This window comes from Mesorhizobium shangrilense, from assembly GCF_040537815.1.
In the GTDB taxonomy this organism is placed as follows: Bacteria; Pseudomonadota; Alphaproteobacteria; order Rhizobiales; family Rhizobiaceae; genus Mesorhizobium; species Mesorhizobium shangrilense.
In genome coordinates this window covers 2,511,531-2,533,633 of record NZ_JBEWSZ010000001.1, presented here as the reverse complement: position 1 = coordinate 2,533,633, position 22,103 = coordinate 2,511,531, and the positions used below count along the sequence as shown (strand labels likewise).

General features: G+C 59.8%; 20 protein-coding genes and 1 tRNA gene. 15 read left to right on the top strand and 6 right to left on the bottom strand.

Annotated elements, in window-relative coordinates:
• Positions 1-8 precede the first annotated feature (8 nt).
• A complete protein-coding gene (locus tag ABVQ20_RS12710; protein ID WP_354459844.1) occupies positions 9-881 on the bottom strand; it encodes a phytanoyl-CoA dioxygenase family protein in 873 nt (290 codons plus the stop codon).
• A 728-nt stretch (positions 882-1,609) separates the two neighbouring features.
• Here ABVQ20_RS12710 and ABVQ20_RS12705 point away from each other — a divergent pair.
• From ABVQ20_RS12705 to ABVQ20_RS12680, 6 genes are all read left to right on the top strand, one after another.
• Positions 1,610-1,765 carry a hypothetical protein gene (locus tag ABVQ20_RS12705; RefSeq protein ID WP_354459843.1) on the top strand — a complete coding sequence of 52 codons (156 nt, stop codon included), beginning with the start codon at positions 1,610-1,612 and terminating at the stop codon, positions 1,763-1,765.
• 578 nt (positions 1,766-2,343) lie between these two features.
• On the top strand, positions 2,344-3,378 hold the full coding sequence (locus ABVQ20_RS12700; RefSeq protein ID WP_354459842.1) for a DUF1254 domain-containing protein: 1,035 nt from the start codon (positions 2,344-2,346) through the stop codon (positions 3,376-3,378).
• Between the two features lie 253 nt (positions 3,379-3,631).
• The gene (locus tag ABVQ20_RS12695) at positions 3,632-4,447 is read left to right on the top strand and encodes an acid phosphatase (RefSeq protein ID WP_354459841.1); all 816 of its coding nucleotides are present in this window, start codon (positions 3,632-3,634) and stop codon (positions 4,445-4,447) included.
• A gap of 49 nt (positions 4,448-4,496) precedes the next feature.
• A complete protein-coding gene (locus ABVQ20_RS12690) occupies positions 4,497-5,288 on the top strand; it encodes a hypothetical protein (protein WP_354459840.1) in 792 nt (263 codons plus the stop codon).
• Between the two features lie 302 nt (positions 5,289-5,590).
• Complete coding sequence (locus tag ABVQ20_RS12685) at positions 5,591-5,728, top strand: hypothetical protein (RefSeq protein ID WP_354459839.1); 138 nt, start codon at positions 5,591-5,593, stop codon at positions 5,726-5,728.
• Between the two features lie 207 nt (positions 5,729-5,935).
• Complete coding sequence (locus ABVQ20_RS12680; protein WP_354459838.1) at positions 5,936-6,937, top strand: helix-turn-helix transcriptional regulator; 1,002 nt, start codon at positions 5,936-5,938, stop codon at positions 6,935-6,937.
• Between the two features lie 591 nt (positions 6,938-7,528).
• On the opposite strand, the gene ABVQ20_RS12675 is transcribed toward ABVQ20_RS12680, so the two are convergent.
• Together ABVQ20_RS12675 and ABVQ20_RS12670 are read right to left on the bottom strand one after the other, a co-directional pair.
• Positions 7,529-7,603: transfer RNA gene (locus ABVQ20_RS12675), tRNA-Gln, on the bottom strand.
• 140 nt (positions 7,604-7,743) lie between these two features.
• On the bottom strand, positions 7,744-8,088 hold the full coding sequence (locus tag ABVQ20_RS12670; RefSeq protein WP_354459837.1) for a VOC family protein: 345 nt from the start codon (positions 8,086-8,088) through the stop codon (positions 7,744-7,746).
• Between the two features lie 212 nt (positions 8,089-8,300).
• On the opposite strand from ABVQ20_RS12670, the gene ppdK reads away from it, so the two are divergent.
• Both ppdK and ABVQ20_RS12660 read left to right on the top strand, forming a co-directional pair.
• Complete coding sequence (ppdK, locus tag ABVQ20_RS12665; RefSeq protein WP_354459836.1) at positions 8,301-10,979, top strand: pyruvate, phosphate dikinase; 2,679 nt, start codon at positions 8,301-8,303, stop codon at positions 10,977-10,979.
• A gap of 279 nt (positions 10,980-11,258) precedes the next feature.
• The gene (locus ABVQ20_RS12660) at positions 11,259-11,999 is read left to right on the top strand and encodes a polysaccharide deacetylase family protein (RefSeq protein ID WP_354459835.1); all 741 of its coding nucleotides are present in this window, start codon (positions 11,259-11,261) and stop codon (positions 11,997-11,999) included.
• A gap of 29 nt (positions 12,000-12,028) precedes the next feature.
• On the opposite strand, the gene ABVQ20_RS12655 is transcribed toward ABVQ20_RS12660, so the two are convergent.
• Complete coding sequence (locus ABVQ20_RS12655; RefSeq protein WP_354459834.1) at positions 12,029-12,415, bottom strand: DUF427 domain-containing protein; 387 nt, start codon at positions 12,413-12,415, stop codon at positions 12,029-12,031.
• Between the two features lie 122 nt (positions 12,416-12,537).
• Entirely contained in the window at positions 12,538-12,894 is a 357-nt protein-coding gene (locus ABVQ20_RS12650; protein WP_354459833.1) for a hypothetical protein, read from the bottom strand.
• A 192-nt stretch (positions 12,895-13,086) separates the two neighbouring features.
• Here ABVQ20_RS12650 and ABVQ20_RS12645 point away from each other — a divergent pair, with 192 nt between their 5' ends.
• Together ABVQ20_RS12645 and ABVQ20_RS12640 are read left to right on the top strand one after the other, a co-directional pair.
• The gene (locus ABVQ20_RS12645; RefSeq protein WP_354459832.1) at positions 13,087-14,715 is read left to right on the top strand and encodes a fatty-acid--CoA ligase; all 1,629 of its coding nucleotides are present in this window, start codon (positions 13,087-13,089) and stop codon (positions 14,713-14,715) included.
• Between the two features lie 121 nt (positions 14,716-14,836).
• Complete coding sequence (locus ABVQ20_RS12640) at positions 14,837-15,616, top strand: DUF1499 domain-containing protein (RefSeq protein WP_354459831.1); 780 nt, start codon at positions 14,837-14,839, stop codon at positions 15,614-15,616.
• A 2-nt stretch (positions 15,617-15,618) separates the two neighbouring features.
• Here the strand turns inward: ABVQ20_RS12640 and ABVQ20_RS12635 are convergent, their stop codons facing one another.
• Entirely contained in the window at positions 15,619-16,524 is a 906-nt protein-coding gene (locus ABVQ20_RS12635; protein WP_354459830.1) for an MBL fold metallo-hydrolase, read from the bottom strand.
• 115 nt (positions 16,525-16,639) lie between these two features.
• Between ABVQ20_RS12635 and ABVQ20_RS12630 the strand changes: the two genes are divergently transcribed.
• The 5 genes from ABVQ20_RS12630 to ABVQ20_RS12610 all read left to right on the top strand — a co-directional run bounded on the left by ABVQ20_RS12630 (position 16,640) and on the right by ABVQ20_RS12610 (position 22,025).
• On the top strand, positions 16,640-17,233 hold the full coding sequence (locus ABVQ20_RS12630) for a biotin transporter BioY (RefSeq protein ID WP_354459829.1): 594 nt from the start codon (positions 16,640-16,642) through the stop codon (positions 17,231-17,233).
• Positions 17,234-18,032: 799 nt separating this feature from the next.
• The gene (gene nusG / locus ABVQ20_RS12625; protein WP_354459828.1) at positions 18,033-18,569 is read left to right on the top strand and encodes a transcription termination/antitermination protein NusG; all 537 of its coding nucleotides are present in this window, start codon (positions 18,033-18,035) and stop codon (positions 18,567-18,569) included.
• 268 nt (positions 18,570-18,837) lie between these two features.
• Positions 18,838-20,100 (top strand): sugar transferase, encoded by a 1,263-nt coding sequence (locus tag ABVQ20_RS12620; RefSeq protein WP_354459827.1) that lies wholly within the window; start codon positions 18,838-18,840, stop codon positions 20,098-20,100.
• Positions 20,101-20,165: 65 nt separating this feature from the next.
• Positions 20,166-21,260: a GDP-mannose 4,6-dehydratase gene (gene gmd, locus ABVQ20_RS12615; protein ID WP_354459826.1), complete on the top strand. Its 1,095-nt coding sequence runs from the start codon at positions 20,166-20,168 to the stop codon at positions 21,258-21,260.
• 21 nt (positions 21,261-21,281) lie between these two features.
• A complete protein-coding gene (locus ABVQ20_RS12610; RefSeq protein ID WP_354459825.1) occupies positions 21,282-22,025 on the top strand; it encodes a glycosyltransferase family 2 protein in 744 nt (247 codons plus the stop codon).
• Positions 22,026-22,103 lie beyond the last annotated feature (78 nt).

Below are 22,103 nucleotides of genomic sequence, written 5' to 3'. Positions count from 1 at the left end.
TGACGGCGTCATTTCCACCAGGCGGTGGTGTCGTACATCGGTCCCGGCTCCTCGAAGAGCTTCTCGTATTTGCAAAGCGTTGGCGTCTCTCCGAGAGGCACGGAGACACCGTCCCGGAACGCCCATTCGCCGCGTTGCGTCGAGTCGGCCCGCACATAGCTGGACAGGGCGAAGGCGCGGTCGTGCCGAGATTTGTTGGGCGAGGAGCCGTGCACAGTGAGCAGGCCCCACATGGCAAGGTCTCCGGGCTCCAGCACGAGAGGAACGATGGTCGCCGGGTCGATGCCCACCTTGCGCAGCTCTTCCTCGGCCGTCAGCCCCTTCATCAGCTCGCCAGTTCCCTCGTCGGAAAGGCCGAGATAACCGAGCTTGTGGCTGCCGGGCACGACCTGAAGGCAGCCATTGTCCAGCGTCGCCCGGTCGACCGCGAGGCCCGTGGTCACCGTCGCGTCGGCGACGTTGTCGAAGGCAGCCTGGTTGCGGAAGCGCAGATCCTGATGGAAACGGTAGCCGGTGACATTGGCGCCCGGCGGCTTCCAGTGCAGCTGCTGCGCAATCTGCCGGATGTCGCGGCCGATCAGTCCCTCCAGCAGCTTGAGATAGTCCGGGTTGCGGCGGAATTCTTCAAAATAGCTGTTGATCCATGAAAACCAGTAGGCCTGCAGCACGTAGCGTTGGTCGAAATCCGATTCAGGCAGGATCTGGAAACTGAGATTGCCGTGCCGGTAGGTGGCGTGATGCTTCAGGCCCTCGGCATAGACGGCATCGGTTTCCTTCTTGAGCCGGATCATCTCGTCGCCGTCGACGAATTGTCGAACGACCGCGTATCCCTCTTCGCGGTACTGCTCAACCGCTTCGCGTACCTGCTTGTCCGTCAGCATGCCTATGAAACCTCTGTCTTGTGATCTGATGCGATCGTAACAAAGGGGCCGTAGCCGATAAGCCGCGAATTCCGGCATCGACTTTCCCGATTATCGGAAGAGTGACGAAAGAAATGTGTCTGGAATGGACTGGCAGATGTTGGCTGGGGCTCTTGGAAGGTTTTCGAACTGAGGCGAAGAACCGGGATCGGCTTTGACGGGCCGGGTTAAGCAATCGGTGGGACCATGAACTACAACGACGACGATGCCTTTCCCCATTTCTCGGCGAGGATGGGCAATGGTGATCTGGCGTGGCTCGTGGCCGAGGCGAACGGGGTGAGCCTCGGCGTGTTTTGCCGCCGGCTCAAGCTGGGGTGGTCCGGCGAAAAGGCCGCTACCCATCCTGTCCCGCCTCGGACCCGAAAATCCCCCTCAGCGGCCTTCCCTCAAGCTGTCCACCTTCCTTGCGGATGGCCAGCTTGCGTGGCCGGTCGCGGAGACCAGGGCATTAGCGAGCCAATGTGCTGCGCTCGCTTGAAGAAGGGCATGACTCCGGATGAGGTAGTCTATACGCCGGTGATGCCCCGAGGTTGGCCCGTCCATCGTCGCTAGGTCCGCCAGTGGTTACCGTCGCAAGGTGACGAGGAAGTGCATCGCAAGGCTTCGCGTTCGAGGGCCAAGTCAGTCGCGGTCTACGACCTTTGGAACAATCTTGCGACCATGTGGTTTCTTCCATCGAAGGAGAACTCATGCTTAGATTCCTCATCCGCCTCGGCGCGATTTATGCGGCGTTCCAAATCGGCCGAGAGTACGGGCGCAAGGAGACCGAAGTCATGCTCTTGCCGCCGGTCGATTACGAGCGGCGCCCAACGTCCAGGAACGAAGCTGAGTTCGGAGAAGTGTAATCCAGCCGCTCTCTTTGATCGGTTGAAGGTGTCATGCCTTAGGCGTCAGGGAGGTGTTCGCCCAACTGATCACGTCGTATCGAACGCTCGACCTAGGTGGTGACAATTGCCCTCAGTTTCGCTGCTATGGACGTCTCTAAAGACTCGTGGTCTCGACTATATGTGATGGCCAGCGTGTCGTGTTCCGAGCTGCATTGCGATCAGCCCACGACGAACACCGCGAACGCCAGCCGAAGGCGCGCGCATGAATGACGATTGAAACCAGCCAGTGCTCGATCGTCGCGCGGCTTGGAACCAAGCTTAACATCGCAGGCGCATCTCGAAAAATTAACCTGACATCACCGTGTCGGGGAGTGAGCGATCACAGTCCGGACCTTTCCTGTCGAATGCAAGGAATACGGTCGCCAGACGGAAATTGGCACGAAATGGCAAGACCGGTGATCTGCCCATGCTAGTAACGATCCCAATAGAGTTTGTCTGCCGATCACGCAACGATCGATTAGACGGCGTTTGAGTTACCCTGTGCCGTGCCTTGTGGAATGGCAGTCGTTAGTCAGATTGAATGAAGAGGTACATCCATGTTTCGCTCGGCTAGGATCATTCTCGCTTTTGCTTCGGTTGCACTGACCAGTGGAGCATTTGCCGAGGAGCAAGGCAGCAAAATTCCGGTCACCGTTGACAATTTCACCCGCGCTGAGACCGACCATTACCTCGCGGCCAATGCAAAGGACATAGGCGAACTGGGCAAGTTCAAGCACTCCAGGGAGCCCGTATCGATCGATAAGCAAACGGTCATCCGTATGAACCGGGATACGCTTTATTCGTTTGCTGTGTTTGATCTTGCTGGCGGGCCGGTAACGCTCTCGCTGCCTGACGTGGGCAAGCGCTATATGTCGATGATGGTCGTCAATCAGGATCACTACCTGCCAATCGTCGCCTACGGCACGGAACCGGTTGTGCTGACGCAGAAATCGGTTGGCACCAGATATGCTTTCGTCGCAGTCCGGACACTGGTCGATCCCAATGATCCTAAGGATCTCGACGAGGTCCACAGGCTTCAGGATGCCATCAAGGTCAGTCAGAAGGAGGCAGGGAAGCTCGACCTTCCAGACTGGGATGAAGGAGACCTCACGGACATCCGCAATGGGCTGCTGGCGCTGGCAAAACATCAGACGTCGTATCACGGTTCCTTTGGAGCCCGCGACCAGGTCGATCCGATCCAGCACTTGATTGGCACAGCCTCCGGATGGGGTGGCATTCCGGAAAAGGACGCCATGTACCCGAGTTTCACGCCCGCGAAAAACGATGGCAAAACGGTCTATACCCTCGATCTGCCAAAGAGCGTGCCGGTGAAGGCTTTCTGGTCAATCAGCGTTTACAACCCAAAAGGCTTCTTCGAGAAGAACGACTACAACGCCTATTCGATCAATAACATCACCGCGGCGAAAAGTGCGGACGGATCGGTGGCTGTCCAGTTCGGCGGCTGTGACGGCAAAATCCCAAACTGCCTGCCGATCGTTGAGGGTTGGAACTACACCGTACGGCTTTATCGTCCGGAGCAATCCATTCTCAGCGGCAAGTGGAAGCTCCCCGAGGCCAAGCCGTTAAACTGAGCCCCATCGGCAAGCGCGAGGGCCGCGCGATGCCATTTTTCTCCCACGAATTGTCCGATTTGACACAGTGTGCCGACATCAGTCTGCATGCAAAAGTTTCAAGTTCGGCAAAGGCAATGTGATCCAAAATGGCAAGAATATAGACCGGCATATATCATTGATATTGCCGGTCTAAAATATATATTTGTTAATATTTCACACCTGTTTCATATACGATGAAAATTCCGATATAATACATGTATGAGGGTTTTGTATGCTGTCGAATATCCATAAAATTGCCATGGTTTCGGCAATCGCACTCGCTGGCTGCGGTGTAAGCCTCGCTGGCGCGGAAACAGCCTCCTCGCCGGTTACAGACCCTCATTTCGAGCTGGCGCCCGGTTATCTCGCGCAGAAGGATTTGCCTGACAGTCTCGTGCTGCTTGGCCCGCCGCCGGCCGAGGGCACGGCGACGCTCGCGCGTGACGAGGAGTCGAGGGCCGCAACGATCCCGCTGCGCGGCAAGCCGCGTTGGGATCTGGCGCGCACGGACGCTGATCTGGCGTTTCCGCAGCCGGCGAAAAACTTCTCCTGCGCGATGGGGGTCGATATCGACGAGAAAAAGACCCCTCATTTGTACCGCTTGATGCAGAAGGTCCTGACCGACGCCGGCCTTTCGACGTATGGTGTGAAGAACACCTACAACCGCACCCGTCCGTTCGTGGTTCACAACGAAGGCACGTGCTTCCCCGATCAGGAACCCTTGCTGCGCAACGACGGCTCGTATCCGTCAGGCCATACGGCAGCTGGTTGGGCCTGGGCGCTTGTGCTGAGCGAGATCAATCCCGGGCGCACCGATATGCTTCTGAAGCGCGGTATTGAATTCGGCCAGAGCCGTGTGATCTGCGATGCGCATTGGCAGAGCGACGTCGATGCCGGGCGCATCATGGGCGCGGCGACGGTCGCAAAGCTGCATACCAATGCAGAATTCCTCGCCGATGTCGCTGCGGCACGCGAAGAACTGAAGGCCGCCGGGCCGGTCGAGGCATCCAGTTGCGCTGCGGAAGCAGCAGCCCTGTCTGCTCAGTAGTGCAACGGGTCTGCAGTCTAATGACAGGAATCTCCTGGCGGGGGCAACCATGAAGTATTTTGGTGTGATATCGATTGCACTGGGTGTTCTGTGCGCAAATCAAGGCCTTGCCCAGGCTGCGGACCCGATCCCTTTCAGCCCTCCGGCGACGAACGACACTGTTGAACCCGAGCAATGGCATTTTGCTGCAAGCCCGTATTTCTGGGCTGCGGGGATCAGTGGAACGACTGGTCAGTTCGGGCTTCCGCCTGTCAAAATGGAATCCGACTTCAGCAGCATCCTGAAGGACATCGACTTCTCGTTCATGGGGATCGCCGAGGCTCGATATGAGCGTTACAGCCTCTTCAGCGACATCATCTATGCAAAGGTTTCCACTGGCGGCTCGACGCCTTATGGCGTCTTGAGCACGAGCGTCGATGTGACGTCGGAAACCTTCTCCGGCTTCTTCGGCGGCGGTTACAGCGTGCTGCAGGATGGCAAAAACCACCTCGATGTCATTGGCGGCGCGCGCCTCTGGTATGCAAGCACCGAGATTTCCTTCAAGGGCGGCTTGTTCGACGGAGTGGAAAAACGCGACGGCGCGACCTGGGTCGATGCCGTCGGCGGCATCAGGGGGCAATACTTCCTGACCGACAATGTCTACCTGACGGGCTGGGGCGTGGTCGGTGCCGGCCAGGCTAAGATTGACTGGGACGTTGCCGGCGCAATCGGTTACCAATTCAAGGATAACCTGTCGGCCGTCGCTGGCTACAGAGCGCTTGGCGTGAACTATAACCGGAACGGCTTCGTCTATGACGTCGTTCAGAGCGGTCCGATTCTTGGGCTTCTGTACAAGTTCTGAGGGGGCCATCACGTTGTCTGAAAGACGACGGAGCGAGGCGGCCGCCTCACTTTTTCAGATGGGTTGTGTGCTCACGACTTGACATACGGCCACGGCCTGGCGTCGATGGGTTCTGGATTTGTGTTGCAGAGCCAACGGCCCGGGGTGCAACGAAGAGGTCTCGGCGGCAAAGCCGATTATCTCCCGTGAGAGACCGGCATCCGGGGTCTTCTCCACGAGCCTGCGCAAGTTCATCATGTCGGCGGTCATCGGTGGTTGCTATCAGGTTGGTGTCAGCGACCAGACCCTGCCGGGGAACATCGATGACCGCCGCGAAGCCGTTCGCTCGCTACGGCGCTGTTAAGGGCGCGCTCGCGAGCAGCTTCGCTGCCGCCGAGCCACACCACGTCTCGGGACGCGACCCCTCCGGCGACCCGGTGCGGTTCAAGAGAAATTCGTGATGAACGTCCATGACGTGACAGAAAGTGCCATGCCATATCGCTGTGCTTGGGGCAGGGACTCAGTTTTGCCCCTTGGGGCTCAAATTCAGATATGCCTAATATTGTATAAATGTAATTCTGTTAAACACAGCGGTAGAATTCTCTAGTAGCGATTGCTCGAAATTCTGTTTAGTTAAAGCGTCAACCACGTGATCACGACGAGACGCAATGGCCAACATCCCTTTAGCACGCAGCCAGTTTCTTCTTCCTTTCGTGGGGATTCTCGATGAAATTGGTGCGCCGACGACTTCGCTTCTGGAAAGATATCGGGTTCCATCGCCTCTGGAGACAAAAAGCGATCTCTATGTCCCGCTATTGCCAACTATCCGCTTTGTGCAGGCCGCCCAGAGCACCCAGGGCATTAAGGATTTCGGCTTCCTGGCCACCCAGCGGCTGCATTATTCCCATCTGAGAGAAAAGACCAGGGCGCTGATCGCTCACTCTCCGACACTGCTCGTTGCGCTGCGGCACGCCTGCAACTGGGCGTCGCGGGAGGATACAATCCTGAGCATGTGGATCGAACATGACGACGATCACGTGCGGGTTTGCAGCAGTCTCGCCAGGACAAATGGGCTCCTGCATCTGGAGCATTCACAATGGCTTCAAAACATTTTCTCTATTTACATAGTCCGGCAATTCGCAGGGCTCAACTGGACGCCAACGACGATCGCTTTTGAAGCGCGCTACACGCCGAGTGCGGCGACGCAATCCTTTTGGCCAAATACGCGATTCCTGTCTGACCAGCGTGCCGCCTGGATCAGTATACCGATCTCGTGCCTCAGTCTCTCCAATCATTCGACCGAATTATGTCCCCCGCCGCAGGATCACGAGGATGGTCCTTCTGGCTATGACATAGTTGAAATACTCAAACTTATGCTGCCATCCTATCTCGACGAAGAAGTTCCAACTCTTGCTGAGGTCGCGGAGATGGCGGGCGTCAGCACGCGAACTTTTCAACGCAAACTCTCGGATGTCGACCTTACATATTCAGACATACTCGATACCGTCAGATTTGAGAGCGCGAGCACGCTTTTGCGTGACACTGATTCCAAGATTATCGAGGTCGCATTTGCTTCTGGTTACAGCGATCCTGCGCACTTCAGCCGCGCATTCCGCCGAATTTCCGGCGTTACGCCGCGGCAGTTTCGCGAACAATCGCGGCTACGATAAGCGCGCTTCGCCCGGAACATTGTCGCTATCTCGCGCGGTCTCGTGAGACAGGCGGAGAGCGAAGCGGCGCGCTGGCGGCCACGTCCATGGGGTTTTGTTGCAACGGCTCGCCGGTATCCCGTGCCTAAAGCTGGGCAAGCTCCTCGGCGTGCTCCGCGACGACAATGGCCATGCGAATAGGAGCCGCGCTCTGCATTGTCGATGAAGATGCCGGTTCCTGTCATCATCTCACGCCTCCGTTTGACTGAAATCTACACTGGGAAAGGCGAGAGGCGGAAATAGAGAGACATGGTAAGCCGATCGATTTTCTCTATGGCTGGGGCGTTGAATCCGTGGCTAAGCGGAACAGTGGATTTGGGGCGGTTCATGCAGGAATCGCCGTCGGCACGGCTCGAAAACCGATCAGATGAGAAAGCGGCTGCGGTCCGGGTAGGAAGTCCGTAGTGAGATGCGGGCCTGCTTCGCTCAATCTCTGCCATTCCACAAGGAGACGGAAGAAGCCGCTGACAGCCTTTTGACTTACTTGCAGATTCAGCGGCAGATGCATCGAGCGAGACCACTGCGGCGAAATTATCCGCAGGGCATCCAGTTTGGCTGGGGCGCCAGGATTCGAACCTGGGAATGTCGGTACCAAAAACCGATGCCTTACCACTTGGCGACGCCCCAGCAGCTGACATCAGTCGACTGCGCGCGGCCTTATATGACGAGCCGATCGAAAGCTCAATGCTGGAGATTGCGACTATTCGGCCTGATTCACTGGTTGCCGCGAGATGGTGCAGGCGCGCGGACATCAGGTCTTTACCTGTCTACTCTCCCCACACAGCCAGTTCATTTCCAGCCGGATCGACGAAATGGAATCGCCTGCCGCCGGGGAATGAAAAGATCGGTCTGACGATCGTGCCGCCGGCATTTTCGACGGCGCCCAGCGTGTCTTCCAGATTCTGGGAGTAGAGCACTGGCAGCGGTTTTGCCGGCGCTTCGTCGCTGTCGGCCTGGAAGCCGCCGTCAAGACCTTCCGAGAACGCGGAGTAGGTTGGCCCGTAGTCCGTGAACGACCATGCGAAGGCGGTACTATAGAAAGCCTTCAATCTGTCCAGCGTGCCGCCGGTTGCTGGCATTTCCAGATAGTCGAGTTTTCCGCCGAGCTTCATGATGCACCTCTTTGTTCCCTTTATGTTCTATTCTCGACGTGTCAAAGTGGCAAGTCTTTTTGACGCGGCTTTCCTTAATCGATTGTAGCGGCCGGACGGATGTGACGACGCCTTGCCTTTCGCACTGCAGCATCATATCGCTCCGAAGTCGGACCCGGTGGAACCATTCGTTTCGCCAATCTTTCCAATCTCCTGCAACCGGAGAGCAAAGCATGACCAAGTGGGTTTACACCTTTGGCGATGGGGCGGCGGAAGGCCGTGCCGGCGACAAGAATCTGTTGGGTGGCAAGGGCGCTAATCTCGCCGAAATGTGCAGCCTGGGCCTGCCGGTGCCGCCGGGCTTCACCATTACCACCCAAGTCTGCAACGCCTATTATGCCAATGGCAGCACATATCCGGCAGGATTGGAAGCGGATGTCGCGATTGCGCTCGACCACATCGGCAGGCTGACCGGTCGCCGTTTCGGCGATCCGTCGAAACTGCTTCTGGTGTCGGTGCGGTCCGGCGCCCGCGCTTCGATGCCCGGCATGATGGACACGGTGCTCAATCTCGGCCTCAACGACGAGACGGTCGAGGCGCTGGCCGCCGATTCTGGCGATGCGCGTTTTGCCTATGACAGCTATCGTCGTTTCATCCAGATGTACTCCGATGTCGTCATGGGCCTCGACCACGAGGTCTTCGAGGAAATCCTGGAGGATCAGAAGGGCGGGCTCGGTCACGAACTCGACACCGAACTGACGGCTATCGAATGGCAAGGCGTCATCGCGCTCTACAAGGCCAAGGTCGAGGAAGAACTCGGCAAGCCGTTTCCGCAGGATCCGCATGAACAACTCTGGGGCGCGATAGGCGCCGTGTTTTCGAGCTGGATGAACAACCGCGCCATCACTTACCGCCGCCTGCACGACATTCCCGAAAGCTGGGGCACGGCGGTCAATGTGCAGGCCATGGTTTTCGGCAATATGGGCGATACGTCAGCGACCGGCGTCGCCTTCACCCGCAACCCGTCGACCGGCGAGCGGATGCTGTATGGCGAGTTCCTGGTCAACGCGCAGGGCGAGGATGTCGTCGCCGGTATCCGCACGCCGCAGAACATCACCGAAGCCGCGCGCATTGCCGCCGGTTCCGACAAGCCGTCGCTGCAAAAGCTGATGCCGGATGCCTTCCAGTCTTTCGTGACCATTTCCGATCGGCTGGAGCAGCATTATCGCGACATGCAGGACCTCGAATTCACCATCGAGCGCGGCAAATTATGGATGCTACAGACGCGATCGGGCAAGCGTACCGCCAAGGCCGCATTGAAAATTGCCGTCGAAATGGCAAGGGACAAACTGATCACCAAAGAGGAGGCCGTTGCCCGCATTGACCCGGCCTCGCTTGACCAGTTGCTGCACCCGACCATTGATCCGAAAGCCGCGCGCGATGTGATCGGCATCGGCCTGCCGGCTTCACCAGGTGCTGCCACTGGCGAAATCGTCTTCTCGTCCAGCGATGCCGAGGATCTGAAGACACAGGGACGCAAGGCGATCCTGGTGCGCATCGAAACCAGTCCCGAGGATATCCACGGCATGCACGCCTCGGAAGGCATCCTGACCACGCGTGGCGGCATGACCAGTCACGCCGCGGTGGTGGCGCGCGGCATGGGCAAGCCTTGCGTGTCGGGCGCTGGCTCGCTGCGTGTCGATTACAAGGCCGGCACGCTGATGGCGATGGGGTCGACCTTCCGCAAGGGCGACATCATCACCATCGATGGCGGCAACGGGCAGGTACTGAAGGGCGCCGTGCCGATGCTGCAGCCTGAACTTTCCGGCGATTTCGCCGCGATCATGGAATGGGCGGACGCGGTGCGCCGCATGAAAGTGCGCACCAATGCCGAGACGCCGCTCGATGCGCGCATGGCACGTTCCTTCGGCGCCGAAGGCATCGGGCTTTGCCGCACCGAACATATGTTCTTCGATGGCGAGCGGATCATTGCCATGCGCGAGATGATCCTGGCTGATACTGAGAAGGACCGGCGCACCGCACTTGCCAAGCTGTTGCCCATGCAGCGCTCGGATTTCCTTGAGCTGTTCGAGATCATGGCCGGCCTGCCGGTGACGATCCGTCTGCTCGATCCGCCGCTGCACGAATTCCTGCCCAAGACTGAAGCCGAAGTGGCCGAGGTCGCTGCCGCCATGAAAGTGTCGCCCGACAAGCTCAGGCAGCGCACCGAAGCCCTACACGAGTTCAACCCGATGCTCGGCCATCGCGGCTGCCGGCTGGCCGTTTCCTATCCGGAGATCGCCGAAATGCAGGCGCGCGCCATTTTCGAGGCCGCCGTCGAGGCCGGCAAGAAGGCCGGTGCGCTGGTGGTTCCCGAAATCATGGTGCCGCTGGTCGGTCTCGTAAAGGAGCTCGACTACGTCAAAGCACGCATCGATGCGGTGGCTAAGAGCGTGATGGCGGAGACCGGCGTCAAGATCGACTACCTGACCGGCACGATGATCGAACTGCCGCGTGCGGCGATCCGCGCCCATGTCATTGCCGAGTCGGCCGAATTCTTCTCATTCGGCACCAACGATCTCACCCAGACAACATTCGGCATCTCGCGCGACGATGCCGCCTCGTTCCTCGAAACCTACCGTCAGAAGGGCATCATCGAACAGGATCCGTTCGTGTCGCTCGATATCGAAGGCGTCGGCGAATTGGTGCGCATGGCCGCCGAAAAGGGCAGGGCGACACGACCCGACATCAAGCTCGGCATCTGCGGCGAGCATGGTGGCGATCCGGCCTCGATCCATTTCTGCGAGGAGGTTGGCCTCGACTACGTGTCTTGCTCGCCTTACCGCGTGCCGATCGCCAGGCTGGCCGCGGCACAGGCCGCGGTGCGGGCCGAGAAGGTTAACCGTGGGTAGATGATTGGGGCGGCTCGCTGTCTGGCAAATCACGCGAATGTGCTAGCCGCCGGCTGGATTACAGCAAATCCTGCGGCGTCTGGATGTCAGGCCCGTGGTCAGTGCGGGTGCGCGAGGGCTTTTCGAGTGCGGACGTGAAGCCGCCCTTTGACGTCATCATTGCCAATAGCGGACGCTGCGGTCAAATTGTCGCGACATTGGTTTTTGGGTATGCATCATCCTGATTTCCGCCTTGATGCGCGCCGTGGGTGAATTGTCTACCGGTGTGGAAACCAAATTATGCGCCTGCTCCAAAAACATCTCTTTGCAATCGCTATGTCGATTTCGGCGGTCTCTGCAGGCCATGCCGCACCGCTGGTCGAGCCCACATTGCGTCTCAAATCGGAAGCGGGTGGCGCCGGCCGCGTCGCGCTGACGCTTGATGCCTGCGGCGGACAGACCGACAGCCGGATCCTGTCGGCGCTTGTCGAAAACAAGATTCCAGCCACCATTTTCGTCACGGGCATCTGGCTGAAGCGCAACGCAGCCGCCGTCGAGATCATGCGGGCGCATCCGGACCTGTTCGAATTGGAAAACCACGGCGGCCATCATGTCCCGGCGGTGGACACGCCGCAAAAGATCTACGGCATCCGCAGCGCCGGCAGCCCCGAAGCGGTGCTGGCCGAAGTCGAGTCGGGCGCTGCCGCATTGGCCAAGACGGGTGAGCCGGCGCCGAAATGGTTTCGCGGCGCGACCGCCGAATACAGCCCGTCGGCCATCGCCATGATCCGCAAGCTTGGCTTCAAGATCGCGGGCTTCTCGATCAACGGCGACGGCGGTTCCTTGCTGGGTGCCAAGGAGACTGCCCGACGCATCGCCGCCGCCAAGGATGGTGACGTCATCATCTCGCACATCAACCAGCCGACCCACGCGGCCGGCGAAGGCGTGGTCCAAGGCCTTCTGGCCCTCAAGGCCAAGGGACTGACTTTCGTGCGACTGGATGATGCCGACGGTGTCGGCAGCCACGGCACCACCGACTGATTGTCGTCGCAGGCAGCTTTCGCGCCCGTTCAATCCTTGATGGCGCCAATCGTGACCTTGTTTGCGTAGAACGCCCCGTGATTGCGGATTTCCGCCATCTCGTCGAAAGGCTGCTCGTAAGCCCACATCGCATCCTTGCCGTCACTGGCCGGCAGCACGCTCCAATAGCTGGCATCGCCCTTGTAGGGGCAATGGGTCGACAGCTCCGTCTTGCGCAGCTGTTCGAAATTGATGTCGTCGAAAGGAATGTAGAAGGCCGCGGGATAGGGGGCCTCGGTCAGCACCTTGGCATTCCTGGATGAAGCAACGATCGTGTCGCCGGCACGCACGGTAACGGTCCCATGGTAAGGCTCGACGGTAATCACCTTGCCCGGATTGCGTTGAAAGCCGGGGGCGGGGTTTGCAAGCTTGTCCATGCGGGTTCTCCTTTGCCTCGGTCGAGGGGGGCGAACCTAAAGTGTGTCGGGCAAGCCTGTCCCGCAAGGCTGATGCCTGCCTTGCCTGTTGAGCCAGGCCCTTGACAGCAAACCGGCTGGAATCAGGCAGCTGCCTGGAATGCGTCCATCAACCCGGCATACGCCGCGGCGATCCCGGCAACCGGATTCGTGCTTTTCGAGGCGGTTTCGACCTTGAGGGCGCCGCCGCCGGTCGGCAAGGTTAGAAGCAGGAACTGGCGATTGCCGCCATCGCCCACGGAGGCCGCGGCCACGTGCTGGCCCTCGCCCTCGTTTTGAACGCACATCTTGAAGAGCAAGGTACCGCCGACAGCCTCAAGGGCGCCGCCGACGACCTCAACGAATTCGTCTTCGGAAACAGTTTTGGGGTCCGGCACCAGATCGGCCAGACTTTCGGCAAGCGAATTTTCCAGAATCTCGTCGTCGAGTTGCGCGTCCATGCGAACCTCTGTCAGTCGCCAATCGCACCCCGCCCCGTTAACGAACCTTAACGCCGACGATGGCCGGATTATGGCGGTTTTCCACGTCATTTCAATCAAAGCACCGCTTCAGCCGGGTCGTGGCTGGACAATCCGTCGGTTCGTCCCACAATGGAACGAAAAGCATGACGCATGGCGTAGGGGAGGAACGGAATGCTTGGACTGATGCAGGAATGGCCGCTGCTTTGCCACAAGCTGATCGACAATGCGGCCCGGCAACACGGCGAACGCGAAATCGTCTCGCGTTCGATCGAGGGCCCGGTCGTCCGAACCAGCTATGCCAAGATCCATGGCCGTGCCCTGAAGGTCGCCCAGCGGCTCGAGCGCGATGGCTATGGCCACGGTGACCGCATCGCGACGTTGGCCTGGAATACGGCGCGCCACATCGAGGCCTGGTACGGCATCATGGGCATCGGCGCGATCTACCATACGCTCAATCCGCGCCTCTTTCCCGAGCAGATCACCTGGATCATGAACGACGCGCAGGACAAGGCTGTTTTCATCGACCTGACATTCGTGCCACTGCTGGAGAAGATCGCCGGTGCCGTCCGGTCGTTGAAGCAGGTGATCGTGCTGACAGACAAGGCACATATGCCGCAAACGGCGCTGCCGAATGTCGTTGCCTATGAAGAATGGCTGGCCGAAGCCGATGGCGACTTCACCTGGAAGACATTCGACGAAAACACCGCCGCCGGCATGTGCTACACCTCAGGCACGACCGGAGACCCGAAGGGCGTCCTCTACAGCCATCGCTCCAACGTGCTTCACGCCATGATCGCCGCCATGCCCGACGCGATGGGAATCTCGTCGCGCGACACCATCCTGGCGGTCGTCCCCATGTTCCATGCCAATGCCTGGGGCCTTGGCCAGAGCGCGCCGATGATCGGCGCCAAGCTGGTCATGCCCGGCTGCAAGATGGATGGCGCTTCGATCTATGAGTTGCTCGACACCGAGAAGGTAACGTTCAGTGCCGCCGTCCCGACCGTATGGATGATGCTGCTTCAATATCTGGAGGAGACCGGCAAGAAGCTTCCTTATCTCAGCAAGGTGGTCATTGGCGGCTCGTCCTGCCCGCGCGCGATCATGCAGAAATTCCAGGACAATTACGATGTCCAGGTCATCCATGCCTGGGGCATGACCGAAATGTCTCCGCTGGGCACGCTCTGCACCTTGAAGCCGGAATATGCCGGCCTCCAGGGCGAGGCCCGGCTCGATGTCCAGCAGAAGCAGGGTTATCCGCCTTTCGGCGTCGAGATGAAGGTGACCGATGACGACGGCAATGCACAGCCTTGGGACGGCAAGACGTTCGGACGCCTCAAGGTGCGCGGACCGGCCGTAGCCCGCGCCTATTATGGCGGCGCGGGTTCCGAACAGTTCGACAAAGAGGGCTGGTTCGATACGGGCGATGTCGCGCATATCGATGCCGGCGGCTATATGCAGATCACCGATCGCGCCAAGGATGTCATCAAATCCGGTGGCGAATGGATTTCGACCATCGACCTGGAGAATCTGGCCGTTGGCCATCCGGATGTGGCTGAAGCGGCGGCCATCGGCGTTGCCCATTCGAAATGGGGCGAGCGGCCCTTGCTGGTCATCGTCCGCAAGCCGGGCAAGGACCCAACCAAGACGGACATCCTCGAATTCATGGACGGCAAGGTGGCAAAATGGTGGATGCCCGACGATGTCGCCTTCGTCGGCGAGATCCCCCACACCGCCGCCGGCAAGATCCAGAAGACAGCGTTGCGCCAGCAATTCAGGGATTACCGCTTGCCGACGGATTGATGGAGATGTTGCGTCTTCACCTCAAGCCGGGGCGAAAAGAACATGGGGAGAGGCGGAACCGCTTCAACCCGCGCGCTCTTTGCTCTAAGCCTCCGTTCGGGTTGGGGCAGTACAGAGAATAATGGCTAGTATTCGGGAACGGCAAACGTCGAAGGCGGCCGGCTGGTCGCGGCGGACCGGGGCTTTTTCAGCGGTCCTGCTGCTGACCGTCTTCATAGGTCATCGATATGACCTCGTCGAAACTCCGGCTTTCCTGTGGGTGCTCGGCATTGTCGCCCTGCTTGCGGCCCTTGCGCTGCTGTTTGCCGGGTTGGCCTTTTCGAGGCTGTGGCATTTCGGCGACCGTGGCGGCCGCGACCTCACCGTCGGTGCATTGCTGGCGATCCTGGTGCTCGTTCCCTTCGGCATTGCCGCCTATTGGGCGGCAACCTATCCGCCGCTCCGGGACATCTCGACGGACCTCGACGATCCTCCCGTGCTCGACGTTTCCGCGCGGACCAAGGATATGAATGAACTTTCGCCGGCGACGCCCGGCGAGCAAAGGTTGCAAACCGAAAGTTACCCGCTTGTCACCGGGCGCAGCTACAGCCTGCCTTTCGATCGCATCGTGGACGCCGTCGAAACAGTGGTCGACAGGCACGATTGGCAACTCACGGCACCTTACCCCGACGCAACCGGGCAAAGTCAGGTGACGATCAACGCCATGGCAAAGAATTTCATCATTGACCTACCCGTCGACGTGGCCATCCGTGTGACCGACGACGGCGATACGGTCACCGTCGATATGCGATCGGCCTCGCGTTACGGCCGGTACGACCTTGGCGACAATGCTGCGCGTATCGTCGGGTTCCTGGCGGAACTGGACCAGGAAGTCGCCGGTCAAGTGGGTGTCGATCAGTAAGATCACACAGGCATGAAGGTACCGTCGATTGCCGGGGCGCCATAGGTGCTGACCAAATCGCGCGCCACCAGGTCTTCCAGATGAGCAAGTACGGACAGGCCGGCCGCGCCGTGCAGGCGTGGATCGGTATCACGGTAGATCGCCCTGACCATGTCCTTGATCGTGCGATCGCCGCCCCTGATCCGTTCCAGGATCGCCCGCTCGCGCATCTTCCTATGGGTCTTCAATCCTCGCATGAAACTGCGCGGTGCCGTCACCGGCCCACCATGGCCGGGCAGCAGCAGGCGGTCGTCGCGTTCGATCAGCCGGTCCAGCGAGGCCATGTAATCGGCCATGGCGCCGTCCGGTGGCGCCACGATGCTGGTCGACCACGCCATCACATGGTCGGCCGAAAACAGGATGCCGGTTCCCTCCAGTGCAAACGCCGCATGATTGGCGGTGTGGCCGGGGGTCAGGATCGTTCGCAGCGACCAACCGTCGCCATCGACAACCCCGTCGTCGGGAAGCGCGACATCCGGAACAAAATCGGTGTCGGCGCTGGCGTCGAGCGGATTGACCTCGCCGATCAGCATCGACCGGGCCGGACGATGTGGACCCTCGGCCAGAACCACGGCGCCCGTATGCTGTTTCAACCGGGCCGCCAGCGGGGAATGGTCGCGATGCGTATGGCTGACGAAGATGTGGCTGACCGGCCTGCCACCTATGACATCGAGCAGTGTCCGAAAATGCGCGTCATCGTCCGGCCCCGGATCGATTACCGCCAGCGTGTCCTGCCCGACAACGTAGCTGTTGGTGCCATGAAAGGTGAAGGGGCTGGGATTGGGCGCGGTGACGCGAAGCACGCCGGGAGCCACGGCTACACCTTCCCCATAGGAGGGATCGAAACGGGCATCGAACTCAAGGGCCATGGCATGGTGCTCTGTTGGTGAGGCGGCAAAAGCGATTGCCGCATAACACGGAAGCCAATATAGGAAAACGCGAGGCCGCGATCATCAGGAAGCGGCAACCGGAATGGGGATGACCATGGCAATTGCAACAACGATGCGCCCGCTTGTTTCTCTGGCTCTGCCCGAAAAAGGCGTGACCCGGCTGGCGACACAGCTCTTCCTGGCCATTGTCGGCACGCTGCTGCTGACCGTGTCGGCCAAGACGAAGGTGGTGCTCGGCCCCGTCGACATCTCGATGCAGACGCTGGCGGTCCTCCTGATCGCCGCCGCGTTCGGCTTGCGCCTTGGCGTTGCCACCCTGCTTCTCTACATGGCCGAAGGTGCCATGGGCTTTCCTGTCTTCCAGGGCACCCCGGAAAAGGGCCTCGGCATCGCCTACATGCTCGGCTCGACCGGCGGCTATCTTGCCGGCTTCGTGGTCATGGCGGCGATCGTCGGCTGGGCCGCGGATCGCGGCTGGGACCGCAACCCGGTCAAGCTGCTTGGCGCGATGCTGGTGGCTGAAGTCATCATGATGGCGATGGGCTTTGCCTGGCTGGCGCAGCTGATCGGCCCTGAGAAGGCGTGGCAGTTTGGCGTGATGCCTTTTGTCGTCGGCGATCTGATCAAGGTTGCGCTGGCTGCGAGCCTTGTGCCCGCCGTCTGGTCGCTGCTGCCGAAGCGCGGCTGAGTTCTCAGCAACATCGTTGATACCGGCCATCGCCAGGCAATCGCAGGTTGCCTGGCGATGGCTTTTTCAGGCTGCTGAAACAATTCTGAAACGAACACCTATCTGACTCGATTCTAGCCTGCGAGAGATTGCGGGCGCCCGATCCTCCAATCGGGAACAGGCTTCGCCCTTGCTGCCTTCGCGGGGGGCTTTACCCAAGACCAAAGCGCCATCGTGCTATTGCCCGCCCGCACAACGCTCGCGCTGGCCGATGGCCTACCACCTCTCGGATATGCGTTTGGCTCTGATCCGAAGCTCCTGATGAAGCATCGACTTCATGGCACCGAATCGCCGTCGTTGCCGTAAACCCGATAGCAGAGCCGGGCAGGCTGCATGATGACACGGTATTGGCGTGCGGCAGCTGAGCCGGCGTGACGACGCGTCGCACCAAAGGGGCAGCTTCGCAAGCGCGAGGTTTTTCGAGGTCGAGAATGTCGATGGTCAGGGTCTCGGGCCAATAGAACAGCCGTATGTATATCCCATAAAATCTATTCTAGATGAAACATGTACTGCCGAAATACAATAATATACAAAGATCAGTATGTAAAACTGGTTTATGTCGGCTTTCAGTCGAATCCAGGAAAGTCAGAACGTTGTTCCAGGAGGTTTTGGCATGTTAGAGGATGATTGAATGGCGTTGTGTGGATTATTGTGTAGCAGCCACTTGATGGTCAATCCGTACTGACGTAGTTCTGATTCTCGATTGCGTTGGAAATAACGAAGGCGATGCGTTTTGATTCGATCGGACCAGGCGGCCAGAATGCCAAATGCATCGCGACAGTTGCCCTCCGCCTATCCAGCAACGCGTTGGTATGCCGCCGGTGTTTTTCCTGGAAAAGAAAGCATCGCTGAACAGAATCTCCAAAAGCAGGGCTTTGCTTCTTTTGTGCCCCGCTATGGGAAGACCGTTCGTCACGCCCGTCGCCTGGAGACGCGCGCCGCGGCATATTTCCCGGGCTACATGTTCGTGGCTCTGGACATTGGTTTGCAGCGCTGGCGCTCGATCAACGGCACGTTCGGCGTCCGGTCCCTGGTCATGCAGGCTGAGCGGCCATTGCCGGTCCCGCCTGGCCTTGTCGAGCGGTTCATCGCGTCGACCGGAGAAGACGGCTTGCTCGATTTCAGGGCGGGCCTTGTCGCGGGCGGGTCGGTTCGGATTCTTTCGGGTCCTTTCGCGGAGATGATCGGCCGTCTCGACCGGCTCGATTCGACTGGCCGGGCCCGGGTGCTGATCGCGATCATGAATGGTGAAATCCCAGTGGATCTGGAGTCCAGGGACCTCGTCGCGCTGGCATAACCGGAAGGCGTCAACGCCCGGTGTGTGTGGTGTAAAGTGTAGCAGAATCAGCTCTCGGGTTTTCACCCGGGAGTGCGGTAGCCGTTATTTGACAGAGTAACTGCTAATACAAGTCCGGGCTGAAGCGGACTTGACCGATCCGGGACATATACAAGTGTCCGGTGCCGCTCATCAGGTGACCATACCGCGATCGGGCGGCTGCAAACCCAAAATCTCCAAGTCCAGAGAATTGACAGGGTACGACCTGACAAACCTGAACGCCTCCACCATGAACCTGCCCAACCAGAGGCACCTGCTGCTGCGGATGCGCTTCCAGTTGCTGGGCGGGCTGACGTTTGCGATCCTGCTGCCGGCGTTGATCCGCATGTCATTCGACCCGGCGGTGATCTACTCACCCAACATGCAGATGACGATCGCCGCGGCATTCATCGCGCATACGACAGGATACCTGGCCCACAAGCGTATCGGCAATTTCCCCGGCGTGGCGGCCACCGGCTACATCCTGCCGACCTTCGCCTTGTCCTACGGCGTGGTGTTCTTGACGATCTTCTTCTTCCGCATCGACTACAGCCGGTTCCAGGCGGCGGCCAGCTTCATCCAGTCGACACTGTGGTATTTTGGCCTGAGCCTTGCCACCAGGCGGCTTGATCCGTACCGCCTGGGCATCATTCCCGGCGGCGATGTCGACAAGCTTGAAAGCATTTCGGGCGTGAGCTGGCACTGGATACGGTCGCCCGACGAGATTGTGCAGTATGCCAGTGGCGTGGTGGCCGATCTTCGCGCCGACCTTTCGGATGAATGGGAGCGCTACATTGCCGACCGCGCGCTGTCGGGAACACCCGTCTACCACGTCAAGCAGATCACCGAGTCGCTCACCGGGCGCGTCGAGATCGAGCACCTCTCCGAAAACACGCTTGGGTCACTCAACCCGAACCAGGCCTACCTCAAGATAAAGCAGGCGATCGACTGGATGGCGGCGCTGTTCGTCCTGGTCGTTTTTTCGCCGGTGTTTGGATTGGTGGCGCTCGCGATCAGGCTTGAATCACGTGGCCCGGCTTTGTTCAGGCAAGACAGGATGGGCTACAGGGGCGCCGTCTACACGGTCTACAAGTTCAGGACGATGCGGCTCGCCGCTCCCGCAGGCGACGAAAAGGAAAAGGCGATCACCAGGGCTGGCGATGCGCGCATCACGCGCCTTGGGCGGTTCCTCAGAAAATCGCGGATCGACGAGTTGCCGCAGGCCATCAACATCCTGCGCGGCGAAATGAGCTGGATCGGGCCGCGCCCCGAAGCGCTCGTTCTGTCCCAGTGGTACGAGGCGGAGCTGCCGTTCTATCGCTACAGGCACATCGTTCGGCCCGGCATCACCGGATGGGCGCAGGTCAACCAGGGCCATGTGGCGGCGGTCGAGGAAGTCCTGGAGAAGCTCCACTACGACTTCTACTACATCAAGAATTTCTCGCCGTGGCTCGACGTTCTCATCGTGTTTCGCACCGTCCGCACCATGCTGACCGGCTTTGGCGCGCGATAGCCGGCCGTGAACCTTCAACCAGATCGGGAGCGCGGAATTTCCCGCGAAACAGTCGAATAGGAACGATGGCGAAGAAAACAGCACTCATCACCGGCGTCACCGGCCAGGACGGCGCCTATCTGGCGCAACTGCTCCTGGCCAAGGGCTACGATGTCCATGGCATCAAGCGGCGCTCCTCCTCATTCAACACCGGCCGCATCGACAATCTCTACCAGGACCCGCATGAGGAGAATGTGCGGCTCTCGCTTCACTATGGCGACATGACCGATGCTACCAACCTCATCCGCATCGTGCAGGAAGTGCAGCCGGACGAGATCTACAATCTGGCGGCACAGTCGCACGTGCAGGTGAGCTTCGAGACCGCCGAATACACGGCGAATGCCGACGCGCTGGGCACGCTGCGGCTTCTGGAGGCGGTGCGGCTGCTCGGTCTCGCCGGCAAGACGCGTTTCTATCAGGCGTCGACCTCCGAACTCTACGGCAAGGTCCAGGAAATACCGCAGAGGGAGACGACGCCGTTCTATCCGCGCTCGCCCTACGCGGCGGCAAAGATCTATGCCTACTGGATAACCGTGAACTACCGCGAAGCCTACGGCATCCATGCCTCCAACGGCATTCTGTTCAACCATGAGAGCCCGATGCGCGGCGAGACCTTCGTCACCCGCAAGGTCACCCGGGCGGCCGCGGCAATCAGCCTGGGCCTGCAGGACAAGCTCTATCTCGGCAACCTCTCCGCCGAGCGTGATTGGGGCCACGCGCGCGACTATGTCGAAGGCATGTGGCGGATCGTGCAGCAGGATGTTCCCGACGACTACGTGCTGGCCACCGGCGTGAAGAACTCCGTTCGCCGCTTCGTCGAACTGGCCTTTGCCGAAGTCGGCATCGACATCCAGTGGACTGGATCGGGCATCGATGAAAAAGGCATCGATGCCAAGTCCGGCCGCGTCCTGGTCGAGGTCGATCCGCGCTATTTCAGGCCAACCGAGGTGGAGCTTCTCATAGGCGATCCCTCGAAAGCTGAAAAAAAGCTGGGCTGGAAGGCGACGACACCGCTGGCCGAGATGGTCGGCGAAATGGTGCGCTCCGATCTCGTGGCCGTCAAGCGCGAGGCCGAGCACCGGCGCCTCGATGAAGAGCATGTTCGCGTTGCGGCCCAGTAAGGGACTATCGGCCACGCTGGCATGAAGATCTCGGTCCTTACGGTCTGCCGCAATTCGGCGGCGACGATCAGGCATACGCTCGACAGCTTCTTTGCCCAGGACCACGCGGCCAAGGAGCTGGTGATCGTCGACGGCGGTTCGTCGGACGAGACGCTGGCGATCATCGCCACCTACCCACAGGATCGGACCCAATTGCTGAGCGAGCCCGACAGCGGCATGTATGATGCGCTGAACAAGGGGCTGCGCCTCTACACTGGGGAAGCGGTGGGCGTGCTGAACTCCGACGATTGCTTCCACGACCGCTCGGTGCTGGCCCGGATTTCTGCAGGACTGGAAGAGGCCGACATCGTGCATGGCCACCTGGATTTCGTCGAAGACCATCAGGCCAGGCGCGTGGTGCGCCGCTGGCGTGCCGCGCCAAGGCCAGCCAGGGGGTTCCGGACCGGATGGATGCCCGCCCACCCGACATTCTATGTCCGGCGCAAGGTGGCGGAAACGGTGGGGCCATTCGACCTCAGCCTGAAGGTGGCCTCGGACTACGACTGGATGCTGCGCGCGGTGGAACTGCACGGCTTCAACAGCACGGTTGCCGGTCACACATTGGTGGACATGATGATAGGCGGCGCCAGCACGCACAGCCTTCGCTCGCATGTCCGGCACAATCTCGAGGCACTGCGCTCGCGCCGACAATGGCTGGGGGCAGGGCCTGTTGACTATGCGCTGATAGCGAAGCCCATGCGGAAGATTCGTCAATTTCTACTGTGACCTTAAGCAGCATGAAAGCGTCGGATGGTCATGAGAACCTCATATTTATGGAAAAACTGGCAAAGTTAAATACAAAAT

Bases quoted from the DNA above. Each gene is read 5' to 3' on its own strand.
- ABVQ20_RS12710 (WP_354459844.1), bottom strand. From the start codon at position 881: ATGCTGACGGACAAGCAGGTACGCGAAGCGGTTGAGCAGTACCGCGAA.
- ABVQ20_RS12705 (WP_354459843.1), top strand. From the start codon at position 1,610: ATGCTTAGATTCCTCATCCGCCTCGGCGCGATTTATGCGGCGTTCCAA.
- ABVQ20_RS12700 (WP_354459842.1), top strand. From the start codon at position 2,344: ATGTTTCGCTCGGCTAGGATCATTCTCGCTTTTGCTTCGGTTGCACTG.
- ABVQ20_RS12695 (WP_354459841.1), top strand. From the start codon at position 3,632: ATGCTGTCGAATATCCATAAAATTGCCATGGTTTCGGCAATCGCACTC.
- ABVQ20_RS12690 (WP_354459840.1), top strand. From the start codon at position 4,497: ATGAAGTATTTTGGTGTGATATCGATTGCACTGGGTGTTCTGTGCGCA.
- ABVQ20_RS12685 (WP_354459839.1), top strand. From the start codon at position 5,591: ATGACCGCCGCGAAGCCGTTCGCTCGCTACGGCGCTGTTAAGGGCGCG.
- ABVQ20_RS12680 (WP_354459838.1), top strand. From the start codon at position 5,936: ATGGCCAACATCCCTTTAGCACGCAGCCAGTTTCTTCTTCCTTTCGTG.
- ABVQ20_RS12670 (WP_354459837.1), bottom strand. From the start codon at position 8,088: ATGAAGCTCGGCGGAAAACTCGACTATCTGGAAATGCCAGCAACCGGC.
- ppdK (WP_354459836.1), top strand. From the start codon at position 8,301: ATGACCAAGTGGGTTTACACCTTTGGCGATGGGGCGGCGGAAGGCCGT.
- ABVQ20_RS12660 (WP_354459835.1), top strand. From the start codon at position 11,259: ATGCGCCTGCTCCAAAAACATCTCTTTGCAATCGCTATGTCGATTTCG.
- ABVQ20_RS12655 (WP_354459834.1), bottom strand. From the start codon at position 12,415: ATGGACAAGCTTGCAAACCCCGCCCCCGGCTTTCAACGCAATCCGGGC.
- ABVQ20_RS12650 (WP_354459833.1), bottom strand. From the start codon at position 12,894: ATGGACGCGCAACTCGACGACGAGATTCTGGAAAATTCGCTTGCCGAA.
- ABVQ20_RS12645 (WP_354459832.1), top strand. From the start codon at position 13,087: ATGCTTGGACTGATGCAGGAATGGCCGCTGCTTTGCCACAAGCTGATC.
- ABVQ20_RS12640 (WP_354459831.1), top strand. From the start codon at position 14,837: ATGGCTAGTATTCGGGAACGGCAAACGTCGAAGGCGGCCGGCTGGTCG.
- ABVQ20_RS12635 (WP_354459830.1), bottom strand. From the start codon at position 16,524: ATGGCCCTTGAGTTCGATGCCCGTTTCGATCCCTCCTATGGGGAAGGT.
- ABVQ20_RS12630 (WP_354459829.1), top strand. From the start codon at position 16,640: ATGGCAATTGCAACAACGATGCGCCCGCTTGTTTCTCTGGCTCTGCCC.
- nusG (WP_354459828.1), top strand. From the start codon at position 18,033: ATGCCAAATGCATCGCGACAGTTGCCCTCCGCCTATCCAGCAACGCGT.
- ABVQ20_RS12620 (WP_354459827.1), top strand. From the start codon at position 18,838: ATGAACCTGCCCAACCAGAGGCACCTGCTGCTGCGGATGCGCTTCCAG.
- gmd (WP_354459826.1), top strand. From the start codon at position 20,166: ATGGCGAAGAAAACAGCACTCATCACCGGCGTCACCGGCCAGGACGGC.
- ABVQ20_RS12610 (WP_354459825.1), top strand. From the start codon at position 21,282: ATGAAGATCTCGGTCCTTACGGTCTGCCGCAATTCGGCGGCGACGATC.